At 39.8% G+C, this 19,986-nt stretch carries 18 protein-coding genes and 1 pseudogene; 11 read left to right on the top strand and 8 right to left on the bottom strand.

Going from position 1 to position 19,986, the window contains the following annotated elements:
* Positions 1–3 precede the first annotated feature (3 nt).
* The 6 genes from leuC to truA all read left to right on the top strand — a co-directional run bounded on the left by leuC (position 4) and on the right by truA (position 6,823).
* Positions 4–1,410 (top strand): 3-isopropylmalate dehydratase large subunit, encoded by a 1,407-nt coding sequence (gene leuC, locus J0A69_RS06725; protein ID WP_206585742.1) that lies wholly within the window; start codon positions 4–6, stop codon positions 1,408–1,410.
* A 41-nt stretch (positions 1,411–1,451) separates the two neighbouring features.
* Positions 1,452–2,042, top strand: a complete 591-nt coding sequence (gene leuD, locus J0A69_RS06730; protein ID WP_206585743.1) for a 3-isopropylmalate dehydratase small subunit — start codon at positions 1,452–1,454, stop codon at positions 2,040–2,042.
* A gap of 6 nt (positions 2,043–2,048) precedes the next feature.
* Positions 2,049–3,635, top strand: coding sequence for an alpha-isopropylmalate synthase regulatory domain-containing protein (locus J0A69_RS06735; protein WP_206585744.1), 1,587 nt, complete (start codon positions 2,049–2,051; stop codon positions 3,633–3,635).
* Positions 3,604–4,671: a 3-isopropylmalate dehydrogenase gene (gene leuB, locus J0A69_RS06740; RefSeq protein WP_206585745.1), complete on the top strand. Its 1,068-nt coding sequence runs from the start codon at positions 3,604–3,606 to the stop codon at positions 4,669–4,671. The genes J0A69_RS06735 and leuB overlap by 32 nt, the downstream gene beginning before the upstream one ends.
* Before the next feature lie 159 nt (positions 4,672–4,830).
* Positions 4,831–6,033, top strand: a complete 1,203-nt coding sequence (locus J0A69_RS06745; RefSeq protein ID WP_206585746.1) for a CehA/McbA family metallohydrolase domain-containing protein — start codon at positions 4,831–4,833, stop codon at positions 6,031–6,033.
* A 7-nt stretch (positions 6,034–6,040) separates the two neighbouring features.
* Positions 6,041–6,823: a tRNA pseudouridine(38-40) synthase TruA gene (gene truA, locus J0A69_RS06750; RefSeq protein ID WP_206585747.1), complete on the top strand. Its 783-nt coding sequence runs from the start codon at positions 6,041–6,043 to the stop codon at positions 6,821–6,823.
* 136 nt (positions 6,824–6,959) lie between these two features.
* Here truA and J0A69_RS06755 read toward each other — a convergent pair whose 3' ends face one another.
* From J0A69_RS06755 to J0A69_RS06790, 8 genes and pseudogenes are all read right to left on the bottom strand, one after another.
* Entirely contained in the window at positions 6,960–7,457 is a 498-nt protein-coding gene (locus tag J0A69_RS06755) for a GNAT family N-acetyltransferase (protein WP_206585748.1), read from the bottom strand.
* Between the two features lie 81 nt (positions 7,458–7,538).
* The gene (locus tag J0A69_RS06760; RefSeq protein WP_206585749.1) at positions 7,539–8,906 is read right to left on the bottom strand and encodes a Gfo/Idh/MocA family oxidoreductase; all 1,368 of its coding nucleotides are present in this window, start codon (positions 8,904–8,906) and stop codon (positions 7,539–7,541) included.
* A 99-nt stretch (positions 8,907–9,005) separates the two neighbouring features.
* Positions 9,006–10,373, bottom strand: a pseudogene (locus tag J0A69_RS06765) (Gfo/Idh/MocA family protein).
* Between the two features lie 90 nt (positions 10,374–10,463).
* A complete protein-coding gene (locus J0A69_RS06770) occupies positions 10,464–10,910 on the bottom strand; it encodes a GNAT family N-acetyltransferase (RefSeq protein WP_206585750.1) in 447 nt (148 codons plus the stop codon).
* A gap of 60 nt (positions 10,911–10,970) precedes the next feature.
* Positions 10,971–11,540, bottom strand: coding sequence for a hypothetical protein (locus tag J0A69_RS06775; protein ID WP_206585751.1), 570 nt, complete (start codon positions 11,538–11,540; stop codon positions 10,971–10,973).
* 74 nt (positions 11,541–11,614) lie between these two features.
* The gene (locus J0A69_RS06780; RefSeq protein ID WP_206585752.1) at positions 11,615–12,076 is read right to left on the bottom strand and encodes a hypothetical protein; all 462 of its coding nucleotides are present in this window, start codon (positions 12,074–12,076) and stop codon (positions 11,615–11,617) included.
* A 60-nt stretch (positions 12,077–12,136) separates the two neighbouring features.
* Positions 12,137–13,207, bottom strand: coding sequence for an Ldh family oxidoreductase (locus J0A69_RS06785; RefSeq protein ID WP_206585753.1), 1,071 nt, complete (start codon positions 13,205–13,207; stop codon positions 12,137–12,139).
* Positions 13,208–13,285: 78 nt separating this feature from the next.
* Positions 13,286–14,227 carry a Ppx/GppA phosphatase family protein gene (locus J0A69_RS06790; RefSeq protein ID WP_206585754.1) on the bottom strand — a complete coding sequence of 314 codons (942 nt, stop codon included), beginning with the start codon at positions 14,225–14,227 and terminating at the stop codon, positions 13,286–13,288.
* 251 nt (positions 14,228–14,478) lie between these two features.
* Between J0A69_RS06790 and J0A69_RS06795 the strand changes: the two genes are divergently transcribed.
* The 5 genes from J0A69_RS06795 to J0A69_RS06815 all read left to right on the top strand — a co-directional run bounded on the left by J0A69_RS06795 (position 14,479) and on the right by J0A69_RS06815 (position 19,460).
* On the top strand, positions 14,479–16,062 hold the full coding sequence (locus J0A69_RS06795; RefSeq protein ID WP_206585755.1) for an acyl-CoA carboxylase subunit beta: 1,584 nt from the start codon (positions 14,479–14,481) through the stop codon (positions 16,060–16,062).
* A 38-nt stretch (positions 16,063–16,100) separates the two neighbouring features.
* On the top strand, positions 16,101–17,165 hold the full coding sequence (locus J0A69_RS06800; protein WP_206585756.1) for a M42 family metallopeptidase: 1,065 nt from the start codon (positions 16,101–16,103) through the stop codon (positions 17,163–17,165).
* Positions 17,166–17,225: 60 nt separating this feature from the next.
* The gene (locus tag J0A69_RS06805; protein WP_206585757.1) at positions 17,226–17,984 is read left to right on the top strand and encodes an ABC transporter substrate-binding protein; all 759 of its coding nucleotides are present in this window, start codon (positions 17,226–17,228) and stop codon (positions 17,982–17,984) included.
* A 121-nt stretch (positions 17,985–18,105) separates the two neighbouring features.
* Positions 18,106–18,867 (top strand): 3-keto-disaccharide hydrolase, encoded by a 762-nt coding sequence (locus tag J0A69_RS06810; protein ID WP_206585758.1) that lies wholly within the window; start codon positions 18,106–18,108, stop codon positions 18,865–18,867.
* Complete coding sequence (locus J0A69_RS06815; RefSeq protein WP_206585759.1) at positions 18,864–19,460, top strand: 3-keto-disaccharide hydrolase; 597 nt, start codon at positions 18,864–18,866, stop codon at positions 19,458–19,460. Before J0A69_RS06810 ends, J0A69_RS06815 begins: the two co-directional genes overlap by 4 nt.
* Positions 19,461–19,986: the final 526 nt, after the last annotated feature.

Raw genomic sequence — 19,986 nt, forward strand, 5'->3', positions numbered from 1 at the left:
ATCATGGAAAAGACAACATTATTTGATAAAATCTGGGATGCTCACGTGGTACGATCAGTACCTTCTGGACCAGATGTATTCTTCATCGATAAGCATTTTATCCATGAAGTAACATCTCCTGTGGCATTCCTAAACTTGGAGAAAAGAGGTGTGACTGTGAAATATCCGCATCGCACCATCGCTACTCCAGATCACAACGTGCCTACAGTAGATCAAGATCAGACGATCAAAGACAAGCTTTCTCGAATGCAAGTGGAGAGACTTCGTGAAAACTGTAAGAAATACGGCATCGAATTGCATGATTTGGGATCTGCCCATCATGGAATCGTTCACGTGATTGGACCTGAATTGGGTATTACCCAGCCAGGTATGACCATCGTTTGCGGAGATAGCCATACCTCGACACATGGAGCTTTTGGAGCAATTGCCTTTGGAATCGGTACTTCAGAAGTGGAAATGGTTTTGGCTACCCAGTGTATCATGCAATCCAAGCCAAAGAAAATGAGAATCACCGTGGATGGTGAACTTGGTTCTGGTGTGACTTCGAAAGACATCATTCTTTACATTATTGCTAAAATTTCTGCTGCAGGAGCAACTGGATATTTTGTGGAATACGCTGGTTCAGCAATTCAAAGTCTATCTATGGAAGCTAGAATGACCATTTGTAATATGTCTATCGAGATGGGTGCAAGAGGTGGGTTGATCGCTCCAGATGAAACAACTTTCAATTATTTGAAAGGCAAACAATATTCTCCAGCTGGCGAAGCTTGGGATCAGGCAGTAGCAGAATGGTCCGCTTTGAAAACTGACGAAGGAGCTGTTTTTGACAAAGAATACACTTTTGAAGCGGCTGATATTGAACCAATGATCACTTATGGTACCAACCCAGGTATGGGCATCAAAGTGAAAGGAAATATTCCGACTACAGAAGGTATGGAAGGAAGCAACAAAATTTCTTATCTGAAATCATTGGAGTACATGGGCTTTGCCCCAGGGGAACCAGTGAAGGGTAAAAAAGTGGATTATGTATTTGTGGGTTCTTGTACCAATGGTAGAATTGAAGACATTCGTTCGGTAGCATCTTTTGTAAAAGGGCATAAGAAAGCAGATAACATAACTGCTTGGATTGTTCCTGGTTCTAAAGAAGTCGAGAAAATGGCTCATGAAGAAGGATTGGTTAAAATCCTGGAAGAGGCTGGATTTGAATTAAGACAACCGGGATGCTCTGCATGCCTTGCTATGAATGATGATAAAATCCCATCAGGCAAGTATGCGGTATCAACTTCAAACAGAAACTTTGAAGGTCGCCAGGGACCAGGAGCGAGAACGATGCTCGCATCTCCTTTGACAGTAGCAGCTGTAGCCGTGAGAGGCGAAATCTGTGATCCTAGGGAAGTATTTGAAAATTAATTTTTCAGTCTTCTAATCTTTCAATTTTACAATTCGAAAAAATGGCTTACGATAAATTTACCGTTTTGACCAGCACGGCAGTTCCTTTGCCGGCTGAAAACGTAGATACTGACCAGATCATCCCTGCTCGTTTCCTTAAGGCAACAGAGCGTGAAGGATTTGGTGACAACTTATTCCGTGACTGGAGATATGATGTGGAAGGAAATCCTAAAAAGGATTTTGTACTAAATGATCCAACTTACTCTGGAAAAATTTTAGTTGCAGGAAAGAATTTTGGATCAGGTTCCAGCCGTGAACATGCGGTTTGGGCGATCTATGATTATGGCTTCAGATGCGTTGTTTCAAGTTTCTTCGCAGATATTTTCAAGAATAACTGTCTGAATATTGGCGTTTTGCCAGTGACAGTTTCTCCTGAATTTGCAGAGAAACTATTCAATGCAATTGCCAGCGACCCTTCTACTGAAATTGAAGTGAGCATTCCTGCTCAGACAATCACACTTCTGACTACAGGAGAATCAGAATCATTTGACATCAATTCTTACAAAAAGGATAACATGCAGAATGGTTTTGACGATATCGACTACCTATTAAACATGGAGTCGGAAATCGATAAGTTTGAAAAAACGAGATAATATTTGATGGATAATCAGAGACGCATAGAAATAATGGATACAACCCTGAGGGATGGCGAACAGACCTCAGGAGTTTCCTTTTTGCCTTCTGAAAAGCTACAGATTGCGAAACTGCTTTTGGAAGAACTCCGGGTAGACCGCATTGAAGTTGCTTCAGCTCGCGTTTCTGATGGGGAGTTGGAAGGAGTACAAAAAATCACCCATTGGGCAGCTGAAAAAGGCTATTTGGACCGAGTGGAGGTGTTAGGCTTTGTCGATACGCCAGCATCAGTCAATTGGCTGATTCAAGCAGGTGCCAAAGTCATGAATCTATTGACGAAAGGTTCTCTGAACCATCTTGTCCATCAACTCAAAAAAACGCAAGAGCAGCATTTCGCCGATATAGCGAAAAGTATTGCGCATGCCCAAGAAAACGAGATTGATGTAAATATCTACTTGGAGGACTGGAGCAATGGCATGAGAAATTCTCCTGAGTATACCCTTGATTTGATTGAGTTTCTTTCGAAGCAACCGATCAAGCGCATTATGCTGCCAGATACTTTGGGCTTGCTTTCTCCTGAAGAAACGAAGGAATATTTTATTCAAATCACAGAGAAATACCCCCAAGTTCATTTTGATTTCCATGCGCACAATGACTATGATTTGTCTGTGGCTAATGTCATGGAAGCAATTTTGCATGGGGCTTCAGGAATTCATACCACGATCAATGGATTAGGAGAAAGAGCTGGAAATGCTCCTCTGGAATCAGTGATTGCTGTGATCAAAGACTTTACAGATCTTGAAATTAATGTTCAGGAACAGAAGATTTACAGAGTCAGTAAGTTGGTAGAGCAGTTTTCTGGTCAGCATATTCCTGCCAATAAACCAGTGGTTGGGGAGAATGTATTTACCCAGACAGCTGGAATCCATGCCGATGGTGATAATAAAAAGAATCTTTATTTTAATGATTTGCTTCCAGAGCGATTTGGAAGGCAGAGAAAATATGCTTTGGGCAAAACATCAGGGAAAGCCAATATTCTGAAGAATTTGGAGGAGTTAGGTATTTCTTTGGAGAAAGAGGAATTGACTAAAGTGACTCAGCGAATTATCGAACTTGGAGATAAAAAAGAGCGCGTCACAACGGAGGATTTGCCTTATATCATCTCTGACGTTCTTCAGAATAATTCCATTGAAAAGAATATCCATATTGAAGGATATCACATGACGCATTCCAAAGGTCTGAAACCAACGGTTCAGCTGCGAATGAAGATTCATGGAAAAATGTATGATGAAAGTGCTACCGGTGACGGGCAGTACGATTCTTTTATGAGAGCTTTGAGAAAGATTTATAAATCCTTGAAAAAAGAGCTTCCAAAACTGATTGACTATCATGTATCCATTCCTCCAGGAGGGAAAACCGATGCCTTTGTGGAAACGGTGATTACCTGGGATTATGGAAAAATATTCAAAACAAAAGGACTTGATCCTGATCAAACAGTGGCAGCGATGATGGCCACGGAAAAAATGCTTAACATCGTCGAATCATTTAATCAAAATCCAACCCAAGAAGAATCCAAATTCTATGGAAATGAATATCGCGCTGTTGCCGGGTGATGGCATCGGCCCAGAAGTAATCGACCAGGCTGTCAAAGTAGTTAAAGCTATTGGCCAAAAATTCGGACATAAAATCACTTTTAAAGAAGCAGTAGTAGGTGCAGCCGCCATTGATGCGACAGGTTTACCTTACCCGGATTCTACACATGAGATCGCAGCAGCATCAGATGCAGTCCTTTTCGGTGCTATAGGTGATCCAAAATATGATAATGATCCTAAAGCAAAGGTTAGACCTGAGCAAGGTTTGCTTTTGATGAGACAAAAATTGGGTTTGTTTGCCAACGTTAGACCTACTTTCACTTTCCCTTCTTTGGTGCACAAATCTCCATTGAAATTGGATAGAGTTGAAGGCGTGGATTTCGTGTTTTTCAGAGAATTGACTGGAGGTATTTATTTCGGTGAACCAAGAGGAAGAAACGAGCAAGGCACAAAAGCTTTTGATACTAACGTTTATAGCAAGGAGGAAATCACCCGTTTGGCGAGAATGGGGTTTGAAGCAGCTCAGAAAAGAAGAAAATTGTTGACTTGCGTGGACAAAGCAAATGTGATGGCAACTTCCAGACTTTGGAGAGAAACTGTTCAGGAATTAGCTCCTGAATATCCAGATGTGAAAGTTGAATATGAATTTGTAGATGCTGTGGCAATGCGTTTGATCCAGTGGCCAAAGGCATACGATGTTTTGATTACTGAAAACTTATTTGGAGATATTTTGACAGATGAAGCTTCTGTAATCTCAGGATCTATGGGCTTGATGCCATCTGCTTCCTTGGGTACATCAATCAAATTGTTTGAACCAATCCACGGTTCTTATCCTCAAGCAGCTGGAAAAGACATTGCCAATCCATTGGCGACAGTTCTTTCTGCAGCCATGATGTTTGATTATGCATTTGACTTGAAAGAAGAGGCTCAACTGATTTCTGATGTGGTGAACCAATCCCTTGCAGAAGGATATGTGACCGAGGATATCGCAGATGGAGGACCATCTTATAAAACTTCTCAAGTTGGTGACTGGCTAGCAGCTAAGATTTTAGCTTAGTTTAAAGTCAATAAATAAACTTAAAACCACCTCAGGAATGGGGTGGTTTTTACTTTTTAGATGAAACCGAGGATTTAAAGAAAAATCATGAATTCTTAATCCAAACCAGACGGTCCTACTTTGTGAGTAGGTTATATTAGAGTTTCAAAGCAAGACATCATGAAGTTCCAAAAAATCATTCTTCCTGTTTTAGTTCTCCTTTTTGCTTCCTGTGCCTCCAGTAAATTCAATTCCAAAGGTGCGAACTGGTACAAAGGGAACCTACATACGCATTCTTATTGGTCAGATGGAGATGATTACCCTGAAATGATCATGGATTGGTATAAAACTCATGACTATGATTTTGTGGTTTTATCTGATCATAATACACTTGCAGAAGGAGAAAAGTGGAAGCTAATCCCGAAATCTCCTTCTCACGAATCGGGGTTTCAAAAATATTTGAAGAAATACGGAGATCAGGTAATTTATCGAGAGGATTCATTGGGAAGAATAGAAGTCAAATTGAAGACTTTGGCGGAATATGCACCGATGTTTGAAAAGGAAGGGGAATTTTTGATTATTCAATCGCAGGAATTAACAGAGAGTTTTGAAAAGAAACCTCTTCATATGAATGTGACGAATATTCAGAAATTGATTCCAGCCGAAGGAGGAAACTCAATTCCTGAAATTTTACAGAATGGTTTGGATAGTGTCAAAGCTCAACGTGATTCCACTGGAGTTCCCATGTTTTTACATATCAATCATCCGAATTTTGTCTGGGCGATTACGCCTGAGGATATAATTGAGTTGAATGGAGAGCGGTTTTTCGAAGTTTACAACGGACATCCTCAAGTGAATAATTATGGAGATTCCCTTCGGCCTAGTATGGAAGTTTTGTGGGACAAAGTCCAAGCAGCGTATTTACAGGCTGGCAAACCCATACTTTATGGATTGGCAGTAGATGATGCACATAATTACCATGTTTTTGATCAAAACAGTAGCAATCCTGGTAGAGGATGGGTCATGGTTTTGTCTGAAAGCTTAGATCCGGCTTCTTTGGTACAAGCTATGGAGCGTGGAGATTTCTATTCAACTACAGGAGTTACGGTGAAATCTATTGATTTTGATGGAGAAACATTGTCACTGAAAATAAAACCAGAAGCTGGTGTTTCTTATAAAATCCAATTTTTCGGAACCAAGACCAATCGACCTGATGAAAGTGGCGTTCTTTTGGCAGAGTTTGAGGGTAAGAAAGCAAGCTATAAGTTAGGAGAGGATGATATGTATGTGAGAGCGAAAGTCATCTCTTCCAAACTAAAAGAGAACCCTTATCAAGTAGGAGACACAGAGACTGCCTGGATCCAACCTGTTATCAGATATTAATTCAGAGATGCAATCCCGACCATTTTCATATCTGTTTACTATTTCCTATTTCGGTGCACGATATAAGGGCTGGGCTCCACAGCCTAATCAGCAAACTGTACAGCGAAAGCTTGAAAAGGTAATTCAACATTGTTTAGGCCATTCAGACTTTAGCTTGATTGGATCTAGTCGAACAGATGCAGGGGTTTCCTGTATTGGCGGATTTGTTCAGGTTTTTCTTCGCGAAGAGGTGGATATGGATTCACTTTTGCCCCAATTCAATTTGCACCTTCCTCAGGATATTCGATTGAATTCTGTGCGGGGAATATCTGCTGGTTTTAATCTGATTCAATCTGTTCAGAAGAAAACCTATCGCTACTATTTTTCTAACTCAGCCTCTTTCCATCCTTTCGCCTCAGCTTTTCTAGTGAATATCAAGGAGGATTTGAATTGGGAATCAATGAAGGAAGCTTGTCAATTGTTTGTTGGGGAACACAATTTCAAAGGCTTCTGCAGACCATCGGAAAACAAATCGGATTATAACCGTGAAGTTCTTTCAGCTGATATTTTGGACTCAAATGAATTTCTAGGGCAGTTTTTCCCAGAGAAGATCTTTTACTTTGAGATTACCGGAACTGGTTTTTTACATCATCAAGTTCGTATAATGATGTCCGTAATTTGGCAGATCGGGAAAGGAGAAATGAAAATTTCAGAAATTCTTCAAAGATTTGAGTCTCCAGAAAAGTTTGAAAAATTACCTCCCGCTCCAGCCAATGGCTTAGTGCTTTGGGAAACTGTTTTGGGGATTTGAAAATCTGGATCAGTTTATAGACTTGGACCTATATAACATCATTCGGAAGACTGTAATAGTTTAAGAACATATGTCATACACATTGTGACAATATTTTATTTGCGGCGCTGCGCCGTTGCGGGAGATTTAAAACCGCTCAAAGCTTCATCTCAAACACATAGTCATCCATCACATATCCATTTCCAATATCGATCACTTCACTTTTGATGTTGACAAATCCCAAATATTCATAAAATTGAATTGCTCCTTCGTTGTATTTATTCACATTGAGTAGAAGACTGGTTTGGTTTTTTTTAAGCGCAATTTCTTTGATCGCTTGGATCAATTTTTTGCCAATTCCTTTTCCTTGTGTTTCAGGTAAGATATAGATCTTATGAATTTTAGTTTTGCCAGGCTCTTGATCAATCTGAAATCCAGTAAACCCTAATTTTTCACCTTCTTCTTCTGCAAGTAAGAAAGTATGACCTTGTTCCAATTGTTGTTTTTCGAGCATTTTCAAGTCATACATCCAATTGAGCATGTAGTCGATTTGCTTAGGGCTTAGGATATTCCCAAAAGTATGTGGCCAAGTTTGATGGGCGATGGCCTGAACATGTTTTAAATCTTCGGTTGTGGCAGGGATTATCTGAATCATGCTTTCTATTCTCTAAAGCCTAAAAATAATAAAACCGACCACACGTTAGGTAGTCGGTTTTACGATTGAAGTTTAATATTCTCAGACTGATTTAGGCTCAGGATGGATATATCCTTTTCTATATGGCCTTCTCAATAAAGCTGTTGCTTCTTTGTCTCCCACTACAGTCATGGTTTTCGGGTCGTATTTCAGAATTCTTCCTCCCAAATCCATAGAAATATTAGCCAGGATACAAGATGCAGTGGAGATATGACCTTCTTCAATATCTGCAACCGGCAATGTATTTTGATCAATTGCTTTCAACCAGTCTTTCATGTGAAGTCTTGTCGCAGGAGCGGCATTCAATTCAATATCCGGCTCATTTACATCTTCAGGGTATTTTTCTCTCTCGAAGAGACATTCAAAATGGATTGGTTTTTCATTTCTGTCAACTGGCGTAAAATCCGCCTGCATGGTGCTTCCAGCTAACATTCCTTTTTCACCAAAAATCTTAAATGCCCATGGGTAAGCAGGATCGTCGGGATTTCCCCAAGTTCTATGTTGCCAAACTACATTGAGTTCTGGGTATTCGAAGACGGCAGATTGAGTGTCTGAAATATTTGATTTCCCATCTTTCTGAACATAAATGCCTCCAGAAGAACTGATTTGTGTTGGCCAGCCTAGCTTTAGCATCCATCGGACAGTATCGAGCATATGTACACACATGTCGCCTGTGATGCCATTTCCATATTCTATAAACGTTCTCCACCAGCGTCTATGTGGAAGTCCATCATAGGGGCGCAAAGGAGCAGGGCCTGTCCATAAGTCATAATTGAAGAAATCAGGTACCGGCTCTACCGGAGGATTTCCATTGGCTCTCATATGATAATAACAGCAAATTTCTACATGCGAGATTTTCCCCAACTTCCCTGAATCAATAATCTGTTCTTTGGCATCGATCAGGTGAGGCGTACTTTTCCGTTGAGTACCAACCTGAACTTTTTTGCCATATTTTCTGGCTGCTGCTACCATCGCTTCGCCTTCTATGACATCCACCGAAATTGGTTTTTGTACATAGACATGTGCTCCAGCTTTTAGGGCATCAATGCATTGCAAAGCATGCCAATGATCCGGAGAACCGATCAAGACGAATTCAGGTTTTTCCTTAGCTAATAGTTCTTTATAGTCTTCGTATAAAGCTGGGATTTTGCCGGATTTTTGTCTGGTAGCTACCATTTCACCAGCAGCTTGTAGCATGTGTTGATCAGGATCACTTAATCCAACCACTTCAACATCGGCTACTTGAATAAGCCGAAAAAGGTCTGACTTTCCATACCAGCCTGCACCGATTAATGCCACTTTCAAAGGACCTTCTTGGTCTTTGAAATCCATTCCTAACAATCCAAAACTAGCAAGTGTGGCTAAGGCTGAAGAGCCTTTGAGAAAATCTCTTCGATTGAGAGCATTCATTGAATTAGGGTTTGAGGTTTATTGTATGGCTTAAGATACAAAAACCCAATCCTTTACCAAATGGAATAATGTGAATGCGGTACCTTGATACTTAAAATTTTAAATAGTGTTAGGCTCAGGATGAACATATCCCTCTCGATAAGGTCTCCTCAATAGAGCTGTTGCCTCTGGATCATTCAGGACAGTCATAGTTTTTGGATCGTATTTCAAGGGTCTTCCTCCTAAATCCATGGACATATTCGCCAAGATGCAGGAAGCTGTTGAGATGTGACCTTCCAATACATCTGCTACTGGTAAAGTGTCTTTTTCTATTGCCTGAAGCCAATCTTTCATTTGCTCTCGAGTAGCTGGCGCTGCATGAATCTCAATATCTTTTTCGGTGACGTCTTCAGGGAATTGTTCCTTTTCTAAAACTACAGGGTAGTGGATAGGCTCGCCATTATTTCTTCCTTCAGGGTAAAAATCAGCTCTCATAGGACTTCCGGCAAGCATCCCGTTTTCTCCATAAATCTTGAAAGCCCAAGGATAATCTCTATCCACTGGATTTCCCCAAGTTCGATGTTGCCAGACTACGTTAATCTCTGGGAATTCAAAAATGGCTGTTTGTGTATCTGAAATATTTGAAATTGATTCTTTGTCAACATAAATCCCACCGGTAGAAGTCACTTGAACCGGCCACCCTAAATCAAGCATCTAGCGTACTGCATCCAGCATGTGAACGCACATATCACCTACGATTCCATTTCCATATTCCATAAATGCTCTCCATCCTCGATGCAAAATCCCACGGTATGGAAGCTTAGGTGCTGGCCCAGCCCACATATCGTAATTCAGATTTTCTGGAACAGGCATGACATCTGGATGACTGCTGTTTCTCATATGGTAATAGCAACAAACCTCAGCATGTGAGATTTTACCCAGTTTACCTGAGTCGATAATTTCCTTTTTTGCCTGAACCAAATGAGGTGTACTTCTTCGTTGGGTTCCTATTTGAACCTTTCGATCATATTTTCTAGCCGCTGCCAAAATAGCCTCTCCTTCTATGACATCTACAGAAATTGGTTTTTGTAAATAAACATGAGCACCACTCTTTACCGCTTCAATAGCAATCAATGCATGCCAATGGTCTGGCGTTCCTACTAATACATATTCTGGCTTTTCTTTGGACAAAAGTTCTTTGTAGTCTTCGTAAAGCGCAGGTACTTTTTTTGATTTTTGACGCGTAGCCACCAGTTTTCCAGCTTCCTCCAATTGCTTGCTATCTACATCGCAAAGCCCAACTACTTCCACATCCGCTACTTGTATCAATCGGAAAAGATCAGATTTACCATACCAACCTGTTCCGATAAGAGCAACTCTCAATGGTCCTTCTTCATCTTTGAAATCCATTCCCAGCAAGCCAAAACTTGCCAAGGACATAAGTGCAGAACTACTTTTTATAAAATCTCTTCGATTTAGTGCAGTCATAGGTTTCGGGGTCTTTGTTCACAAAGTGTTTAAATTACACAATGCCAATTCTATGTCAAATGGGAATTTGATATTTGATGATCAAGTTTTTCAAATAGATGCTTTGAATATCCATTCGAAAACTTCTCCATCTTCAGGATCAAGTATTATGCCCTGATTGATAAATCCATTTTTTCTAAGAATTGAGCAGGAAGGAGAATCAACGGGCAAAGTACGAGCTGAGATGATGACTGAAGGATCATGATTTTGGGCGATTGCAACTAATTCTTTGCAAATGGAAGTACCAATGCCTTTTCCTTCATATTCTTTAAAAGTGGAATAAGCTATTTCAATTTTGTTATTTACCGGAACTCCTTTAAATCCACCTGTTCCAACTGGAGTTTCATTTTCTTCTAATGCAAAATATCCTACCCAGGGAAAGTTGTAACCTATCTTTTTATAATAGTCTTCCATGACTTCGATAATAGGAAGGCAATCTGGGAAGCTGAAAAAATCAGTGTTTTCGGTTTTAGAGTTTCTGATTGGGATTAGCTTCATAACGACAAAAAGGGACTCAGAATAACATTAGAATTCGTTGATTTTTCCCGATGAAAGTCCTTAAGGGTTGTTATACAATTCGATCAATTTTTGCAAATCAGAATCAAATTCTTTGTCAAGGAATCGATTCATTAGTTCGGGCTGATCTTCAAAAAATAAAGAAATTTCTTCCCGTTGTTTATTGAGATTATAGATTCCTAAAAATTCTTTTCCGTCTTTAGAAAGTACATAGTTTTCCTTGTCATAAAGGAATAATCCGTCACTTACTCGGCTTTGGTGCTGATATAAATTTATCTTTCCTGTTTCAATCACTTTTGCAAAATCCTCTTCAAAGTTGCCGTTGATGTGATTCACTTTTATGTTTTTGACAGTGGCAAAACTATCCTCTTCAATAACAAATGATTCCATTTCTTCAATGGAAACCGAAACAGGACTTGATTCCATTGTTGGCTTAAATAATATGCGCGTTTTTTTCTTTTTGAAACTAGTGTAATCAGACTTCTTCAATTTTAAGAAGCCTTCTATTTTCTCGCCATTGTCAGTGTAATAATATCCTTCTTGGTATCCATCAGGAAGGAGTGGAATATCAAGTAGAAAGAAGGTCGATAGAAAAAGCAGGAATATTTTCATGGCAAACAGATGGTTAGTCACCTATTAAATTAATGGAAAATATTTAGAATGAAAATAAAAAATTGATTATCAGCTTATTCCGATGGCCAGTCCAGTTGCTTTCCTTTTGCAGCAGCTTCCTTGTCTTTACTGTTTCCGATAGCGATTCCAATTGCCATTCCCAGAGGTAAACCAATTCCTAAAAAAGCCAAGTTCCCCATGGCAGTTCCAAAAGCTACCCCCATAGGGATTCCAAATGCAGCCATGCCAATCGGAAGCCATTGGGTTTGAAAATGATTTTTAGGGTAGATTCCGAGCTCTTTTTCTAGCAACTTTAAAATGGCTGTTTGTGCTGAGGAAATCTGTTTGATAAGTAATGGATCAGGACCTGGGAAATTATTTACTCCAGATATGATTTCATTAATTTCACTTTCTACTGATGCTGGAATATCTTTTTTCTCAATAGAAGCTAATAGAGTCCTCAACTTATTAGCTGGCTTTGCAAGTTTAGGGTTTTCTTCGAAAGAAGATTTAAAGGAAAGTGTAGGAATGGGCATATTTAAATTTCAAAAATGAAAAATTAGCCATCTTCCCTTTCAAAAACTAGAAATTTCAATTTAAAACTTCACTCCAAAACGCGCTCCCAATTCAGTCAAATCTTTAACCACTGGATCAAGCAAAGGAATGCCTTCTTTCATTCGGATTGCCTCTAATTCACGCTCAGGATCACCTGGAATTAAAACTTTTTCGTTTCCTGGCGTTGGTTTAGCAGCTCTAAATCTAGTGATCCAATTGTCCATATGAGCTTTGAACTCGTCTGCGGGGCGGAAAGCATCCACTCGCATTGCTCCGAAAAAGTGTCCGATTCCTTCTCCAACTGGATTAGGATCTGGTTCTAGGAACGCCACAAAAGGTGGAACCCAAGGACCGTAATTGGCACCTGAAAGCACTGCCGAAAAGATATCTACAATAGAACCAAGTGCGTAGCCTTTGTGAGAACCGTGTTCCCGATCTCCTCCTAAAGGAAGTAAAGCTCCGCCATCTTTCACGCCATTGGCAGAAGTAGTGGGATTTCCATCTTTGTCTTGGACCCATCCTGTAGGCGTATCCATTCCCTTTCGTTGTAGAATCTCCAGTTTTCCATTGGCAGCAGTGGTTGTAGCCATATCCGCTACAAATGCTGGTTGGCCTTTTGCCGGAATAGCTACAGAGATAGGATTGGTGCCTAATAATCTTTCCTTCGAAAAAGTCGGGGAAACCAATGGACTCGCGTTAGTCAAGGAAATCCCGATCATATCATGTTGTAAAGCCATCATGGCATGATAGCCTGCAATACCGTAATGGTTGGAGTTTTTTACCGAAACCCAGCCTGTTCCTGCATTTTTTGCTTTGTCAATTGCCACTTGCATAGCAAAAGGAGCTACGACCAAACCTAAACCTCCGTCCCCATCAACTACGGCTGTGGAGGGTGTTTCATGAACTATTTTCAAGGAAGGGGTGGCATTGATTCTGCCTTTTTCCCAAAGTCTCACATAACCCGAAAGCCTTGCAACCCCATGACTATCGACTCCTCTCAAATCAGCAGAAAGCAAAACTTCTGTTGCGGTTTTTGCCTGATCTTCTGGGCAACCGATTTTGGTCAACATCCCAAAAGTGAAATCACGGAGTTGTTCGTAAGAATAGGTCATGGATTTTTGAATTTGATGATTAGCCTTCAAATGGGCTTATTTATTAGAAAAAAGAAAAGACTTGATTTAGTGTCTTTCCTAGATAGCTGCAAATTGCTTCATTACTCTGGAGATTGCTCCTTCTTTTAGCGCATAATGTGAGCATGTCATGGATTTGACAGGAATATATCGCAGGATAAATTCAATCAAACTGGACGCTACCACGATCATGTCTACTCGCATTGGGATCATCCCTGGAATCAGCAAACGTTCCTCCTTGTTTTTGGTGAGCAGCATGTGGTGGATTTTTTCAAACTCATCAACAGGCAATTCAAAAACATGTTGGCCCGTAAGTTTACATTGCAGCATGGATTCGAAATAAATATCTGTCAAGGTGTCGAAAGTTCCTGATGCACCGACCAAACCGGTTGGTTTATAAGTTTGAATAGCCTCTAATAAAGGAGCTAATTTTACCTCTAGGTATTCTTCTAATTTGGTGATTTCTTCAGGCAAAATAGGGTCATGGTAATGGAAGAGTTCCAATAGCCTTTGTCCACCGATTTCAAAACTTTGCTTCCAAAAAACTTCCTGAGAAGTACCTATAATAAACTCTACAGAACCGCCTCCGATATCCATCATGAGCTCTACTTGTCCATTTAAAGAGCCTGATAAGCGGATTCCTTCATAAATCATCTGAGCCTCTTCCTCACCAGAAATCACCTCTATCGTAATTCCGATATCTTCTTTGACTTTTTTTACGAAGTCCATTCCGTTTTCCGCATTGCGGACAGCAGAGGTAGCAAAAGCAAAAACCTGATCGATATGTTCACCATCAATCAGGTTTTTGAAATGTTTTAAAGTATGAAAGGCTCTTTTTTGAGCGTCCTCAGCAAGTTGGTTTTGGTTGATTCCACCTTTTCCCAGCTTTACAGGAATTTTTTCCTTGTAAATAGTCTTGAATCCAGAATGATTCAGTTCAACCAATAACAAATGAAATGTATTGGTTCCCATATCTATTACCGCCGCCTTTTGGGTATTCATATGTTACCAATTTTTTGGATGCGCGAATATAGAAAGTTATTTGAAATGAGCCCTTTCCACTCAAATTTTATTATTGGATTTTTTGGAAGTGGGTGATTTTCGTGGGAATATCCTGATGAATGCCTTAGCTTAAAGAGCCTATTACTTTTATTGAGTAAAAGGAAAAAACAGAAAGGAAAGACCCATTCAAAGAAGATTTTTTCCTTAGCAGACAAAGCCTGCTATATTTGAACTAGTCTAATGAAAAACTCATGAACGAAACGAATAAACCCAATTATACACCTACCGGAAAAGAAGGAAAGGTTGAATTACTGAAAAAGAAAAATGCTGAAGCCTTACTTGGAGGAGGAGAGAAAAGGATTGAAGCCCAACATAAAAAAGGAAAGCTCACTGCTCGGGAAAGAATAGAATTACTGATGGATGAAGGATCTTTTCAGGAGATTGACAAGTTCGTGATGCATAGGGCAAAAGATTTTGGCTTGGATAAAGAGCATTACCTAGGTGATGGAGTGGTGACTGGCTACGGAGAAGTCAATGGCAGATTGGTCTATGTTTTTTCTCAGGATTTTACGGTTTTTGGGGGATCACTTTCTGAAACACATGCTGAAAAAATCTGTAAGATTATGGACATGGCCATGAAAAACGGAGCGCCAGTCATTGGCCTTAATGATTCAGGAGGTGCAAGAATCCAAGAAGGAGTGAATTCATTGGGTGGCTATGCCGATATTTTCTATAGAAATACTTTGGCTTCTGGTGTTGTTCCACAGATATCTGCCATCATGGGGCCATGCGCTGGGGGAGCAGTTTATTCTCCGGCAATCACTGATTTTATCTTGATGGTTGAGAATACCTCCTACATGTTTGTTACAGGGCCAAATGTGGTCAAAACTGTTACTCAGGAAACCGTCACAGCAGAAGAGCTGGGTGGGGCATCGGCCCATAGCACCAAGAGCGGAGTAACTCATTTTGCATGTGCGAATGAACTTGCCTGCATCCAGCATATTAAAAAGCTTTTAAGTTACATGCCGCAAAATTGTGAGGAAATAGCTCCTATTTACCCTTATGAAATGGCGGATGATGAAAGACGAAAAGAATTGGATGATTTAATTCCTGAAAACCCAAATCAGCCTTATGATATTCGAGACGCTGTAAAAGGAATTGTCGATGAAGACTCGTTTTTGGAAGTTCATGAAAATTATGCTGACAATATCGTTGTTGGATTTGCCAGAATAGCTGGAAGAAGTATCGGAATAGTAGGCAACCAACCTCAATCCATGGCTGGCGTTTTGGATAATCATGCTTCTACAAAAGCTGCCAGATTTGTTAGGACTTGTGATAGTTTTAATGTGCCTTTGCTGGTATTGGTTGATGTACCGGGATTTTTGCCTGGCACAGATCAAGAATGGAATGGGATCATTTCAAATGGAGCAAAATTGCTCTATGCATTTTCAGAGGCTACGGTTCCTAGAATTACTGTCATAACTCGGAAAGCCTATGGTGGAGCCTACGATGTGATGAATTCAAAACACATCGGGGCGGATTTGAATTTCGCTTGGCCTTCTGCCGAAATTGCGGTTATGGGTGCCAAAGGTGCTGCTGAGATTATCTTTAAAAGGGAAATTGCTGAGGCAGATGACTCAGAGGCGAAGCTTCAAGAAAAAGTGGATGAGTATACTGCGAAGTTTGCAAATCCTTATCGTGCTGCACATCGTGGCTTCATTGACGAAGTGATCATGCCTTCCGAAACCCGTATGAAATTGATCAAAGCATTTAAAATGCTTGAAAATAAAGTGGATAAAATCCCAAGAAAGAAGCATGGGAATATCCCGCTTTAATGAAAATTAAACACAACTATTTTAATTCAATAAGTAACATGGAATCAAACTCCTTTTTATATAAGTATTTAAACAATCCATCTCCTACAGGTTTTGAAGCCTCAGGGCAGCAAATCTGGTTGGATTACATCAAGCCATATGTTGATACCTATTTCACGGATAATTATGGTACAGCTGTCGGAGTTATAAATCCTGAAGCTGAATACAAGCTGGTGATTGAAGCACATGCTGATGAGATCAGCTGGTTTGTGAGCTACATCAAAGACGATGGTTACATCTATGTAAGAAGAAACGGTGGTTCTGATCATATGATTGCACCTTCGATGCGAGTCAATATTCATACTGACAAAGGAATTATTCCAGGTGTTTTTGGCTGGCCAGCTATTCACGTCCGCAAGGAAGGGAAAGAAGATGCGCCTACTTTGGATAATATTTTCATAGATGTAGGGGCTAGATCAAAAAGTGAAGTGGAGGAAATGGGAATCCACGTTGGCTGTGTGATTACTTTCAAAGATGAACTGATCGAATTGAACAATAAGTTTTACTCGGGAAGAGCTTTGGACAATCGAATCGGGGGTTATATGATTGCCCAAGTAGCCAAAAAAATCAAAGAGTCAGGGAAACAGCTTCCCTTTGGACTATATATTGTCAACGCGGTGCAAGAAGAAATTGGTTTGCGTGGAGCACAAATGATTGCAGCTAAAATCAAACCCAATGCAGCTATAATTACCGATGTGTGCCATGATACCACAGCTCCTTTATATAATAAGGTCACAAGTGGAGACTTTACAGCAGGTAAAGGCCCTGTTTTGACTTATGGTGCATCTGTTCACAAAAAGCTTCTGGATTTAATCATTGCCACAGCTAGAAAGAAGGAAATACCTTTCCAACGATCAGCTGCCTCCCGAGTTACAGGGACAGATACAGATGCTTTTGCTTATTCAAATGAAGGAGTTCCATCAGCGTTGATTTCTCTTCCACTTAAATACATGCATACAACTGTTGAAACTGCCAGTAAAGAAGATGTAGAGCAAGTGATAAACTTGATGTATGAGTTTGTGATGGAATTTGATCCAACTTTTGATTTCAGATACATCAAATAATCAAAACTTATGATTCCTAACCCGCTCTTAATAAATAGGGTGGGTTAGTTTTTATTCCCAATGATTTACACCGATCAACTTAATAGGAATATTGTTCTACCGAGCTCTCCTCAAAGGATTGTTTCATTGGTGCCCTCCCAAACAGAACTATTGGTTGATTTGGGTTTAGTGGATAGGATTGTGGGAATAACAAAATTTTGCGTCCATCCAAAACACCTTCTAAAAACCAAGACAATTGTAGGAGGTACAAAAAATTATCGCTTTGAGGTAATTCAAGGATTAAAGCCTGATTTGATTATTGCGAACAAAGAAGAAAATGAGAGGGAAGGAATAGAAAAGTTGGCAAAAGAGTATCCTGTTTGGATTAGTGATATTACAACTCTCCAGGATAGTTTTGAGATGATTCTAGGCTTAGGGAAAATGCTTGACGCAAATGAAAAAGCTTCAGAAATTGTATTTCTATTAAAAAGTGATTTTAAAGAGTCATTTGAGAAAAAGGGTACTGCAGTTTATTTGATTTGGAATAATCCAATCATGGTGGCAGGGAAAGATACCTTTATAAATGAAATGTTATCACTTGCTGGCTTTGAAAATAAAGTGACTAAAAGTCGATATCCTACGTTGACAATGGAAGAGCTTAAAGAATTGAATCCAAATTACCTTTTGCTTAGTTCAGAACCCTTTCCTTTTAAGGAAAAACACCTAGCTGATTTTAAGAAACAATTTCCAGAGGCTACAGTAAAATTGGTTGATGGGGAATATTTCTCTTGGTATGGGAGTAGATTGCTTGGAGCAAGTGCTTATTTGAAAAGAATTTGAAATTCTTAAGTAAAAAAAGAATAGACCGCTTGTGAAAAATTACATTTTCTCAAATCACTTTTTTAAAAATTTCAATTAACTTTTGGGTTCAAAATTCAAAAGGAAGAAAACTTAATTACATATGAAACATACAAAATTAGCTGGCATCGTATTGGCGACCCTAGTTTGGTCTTGCGGACCAAAGCCAGCGGAAGAGTCTACCGAAATGGAAGTGGTAGAGGAAGTTGTTGTACCTGACAACACCCTTACAGAAGAAGAGAAATCCGAAGGTTGGATGCTTTTATTTGATGGAACTGATCCTTCAGGCTGGAGAGCATTCAATGGTGATTCATTTCCAGAGGGATGGACTGTGGAGGATGGTGCACTAAAAGCTCTTGGCAAAGGAGGAGATATAGGTGGCGACATCGTTTTTGGTCCAATGGAGTTTGAGCAATTCGAAATGGAATGGGATTGGAAGATCTCTCCAGGCGGAAACAGTGGAGTACTTTATCATGTGGTAGAAGGGCCACAATACCATGCTCCTTATGAAACTGGACCAGAGTATCAGGTTATTGATCAATTAGGGTTTCCTGATCCACTTGAAAAATGGCAGTCTATAGGAGCAGATTATGCAATGACTGAGCCTGATTATGAAGGAGCAGTTAAGCCTGCTGGAGAATGGAACCACTCTAAAATCATATTTTCCGAAGCTGGATCCAGCTATTGGTTGAATGGGAAGAAAACTGTTGAGTTTGTTCCTTATTCTGAAGAATGGACAGCTGCTAGAAATTCTGGTAAATGGAATGATTACCCGGATTACGCTATCTCTAAAACAGGATTGATTTCACTTCAAGATCACGGTGCCGTGACTTGGTTTAAAAATATTAAAATCAAAAAACTATGAAAAAGCTATTAGTAGCCATTGTGCTACTTGCATCTGTAGGTTTTGCCAATGCGCAAAAGAAAGAAAAGTTGTTCAACGGAGAGGACTTGACTGGATGGACTATTTATGGAACTGAGAAATGGTATGTGGAAGACGGATTGTTGGTTTCAGAAAGTGGTCCTGATAAGGGATATGGATATCTGGGGACAAACGAAAATTATGATGATTTTGAAATCACATTAGAATTTAAGCAGGAGGCTAATGGAAACAGTGGTGTGTTTATCAGATCTACTGTTGACGGAACCAAAGTTTCAGGCTGGCAAGTAGAGGTTGCTCCTCCAGGACACGACACAGGTGGTATTTATGAGTCTTATGGAAGAGGTTGGTTGGTTAAGCCAGACCCTGAAAAAGATAAATACTTGAAGTTTGGTGAATGGAATAAAATGAGAATAGTAGTGAAGGGAGATAATGTGACCTCTTACCTGAATGGAAAAGAGATGGTGAACTTCTCAGATGCCAAAATAGGTGAAGGTAAAGGTGGAATCTGCCTACAGATCCACGATGGTGGTGGTATTAAAGTATATTGGCGAAATATTGTTTTGAAAAAGCTTTAATAAATAGAATTAGCTTCAAAATGTGCCTGCGGAAATTATTTCTGCAGGCATTTTCTTTTTAGATAAATTTTTCTCTTTGTTCTCAGCTAGTTATGAATATCCTTCAATTATTTTCCTTAGAACTATTGCCGTTCAAAATAAAAGGGGGATATTTGCACTCCCAAACGACGGAAACGGAGAGGGTTTGGGGGATCGGGAGAACGCTTCCGGTGTAGATCTGAGAGATAGGTAAGTGGGTTTAGAGAGGAGATCGGATCAAAAAAATAAATTTTGGCAAAGAGTATTGGAAGTTAAAAAACATCTCTTACCTTTGCACTCCCTTCAGCAAGGAAGGGTAAAAAATCGGAACGGAAAGCGGAAGTTTTCGGTCTCTGTCAAGGGCCACAAATGAGTGGTGTTAAGTTCTTTGAAGTGATGTAAGGCGAAAAAAATAATAACCTGAGAAAGACGAGGGAAGGTTTATGGGATTTGCCGAAGAGGCGGTTTTATAGACAGTGTATAAAATAGATAACTTACAATGGAGAGT

Source organism: Algoriphagus pacificus (genome assembly GCF_017254845.1).
Classification (GTDB): domain Bacteria; phylum Bacteroidota; class Bacteroidia; order Cytophagales; family Cyclobacteriaceae; genus Algoriphagus; species Algoriphagus pacificus.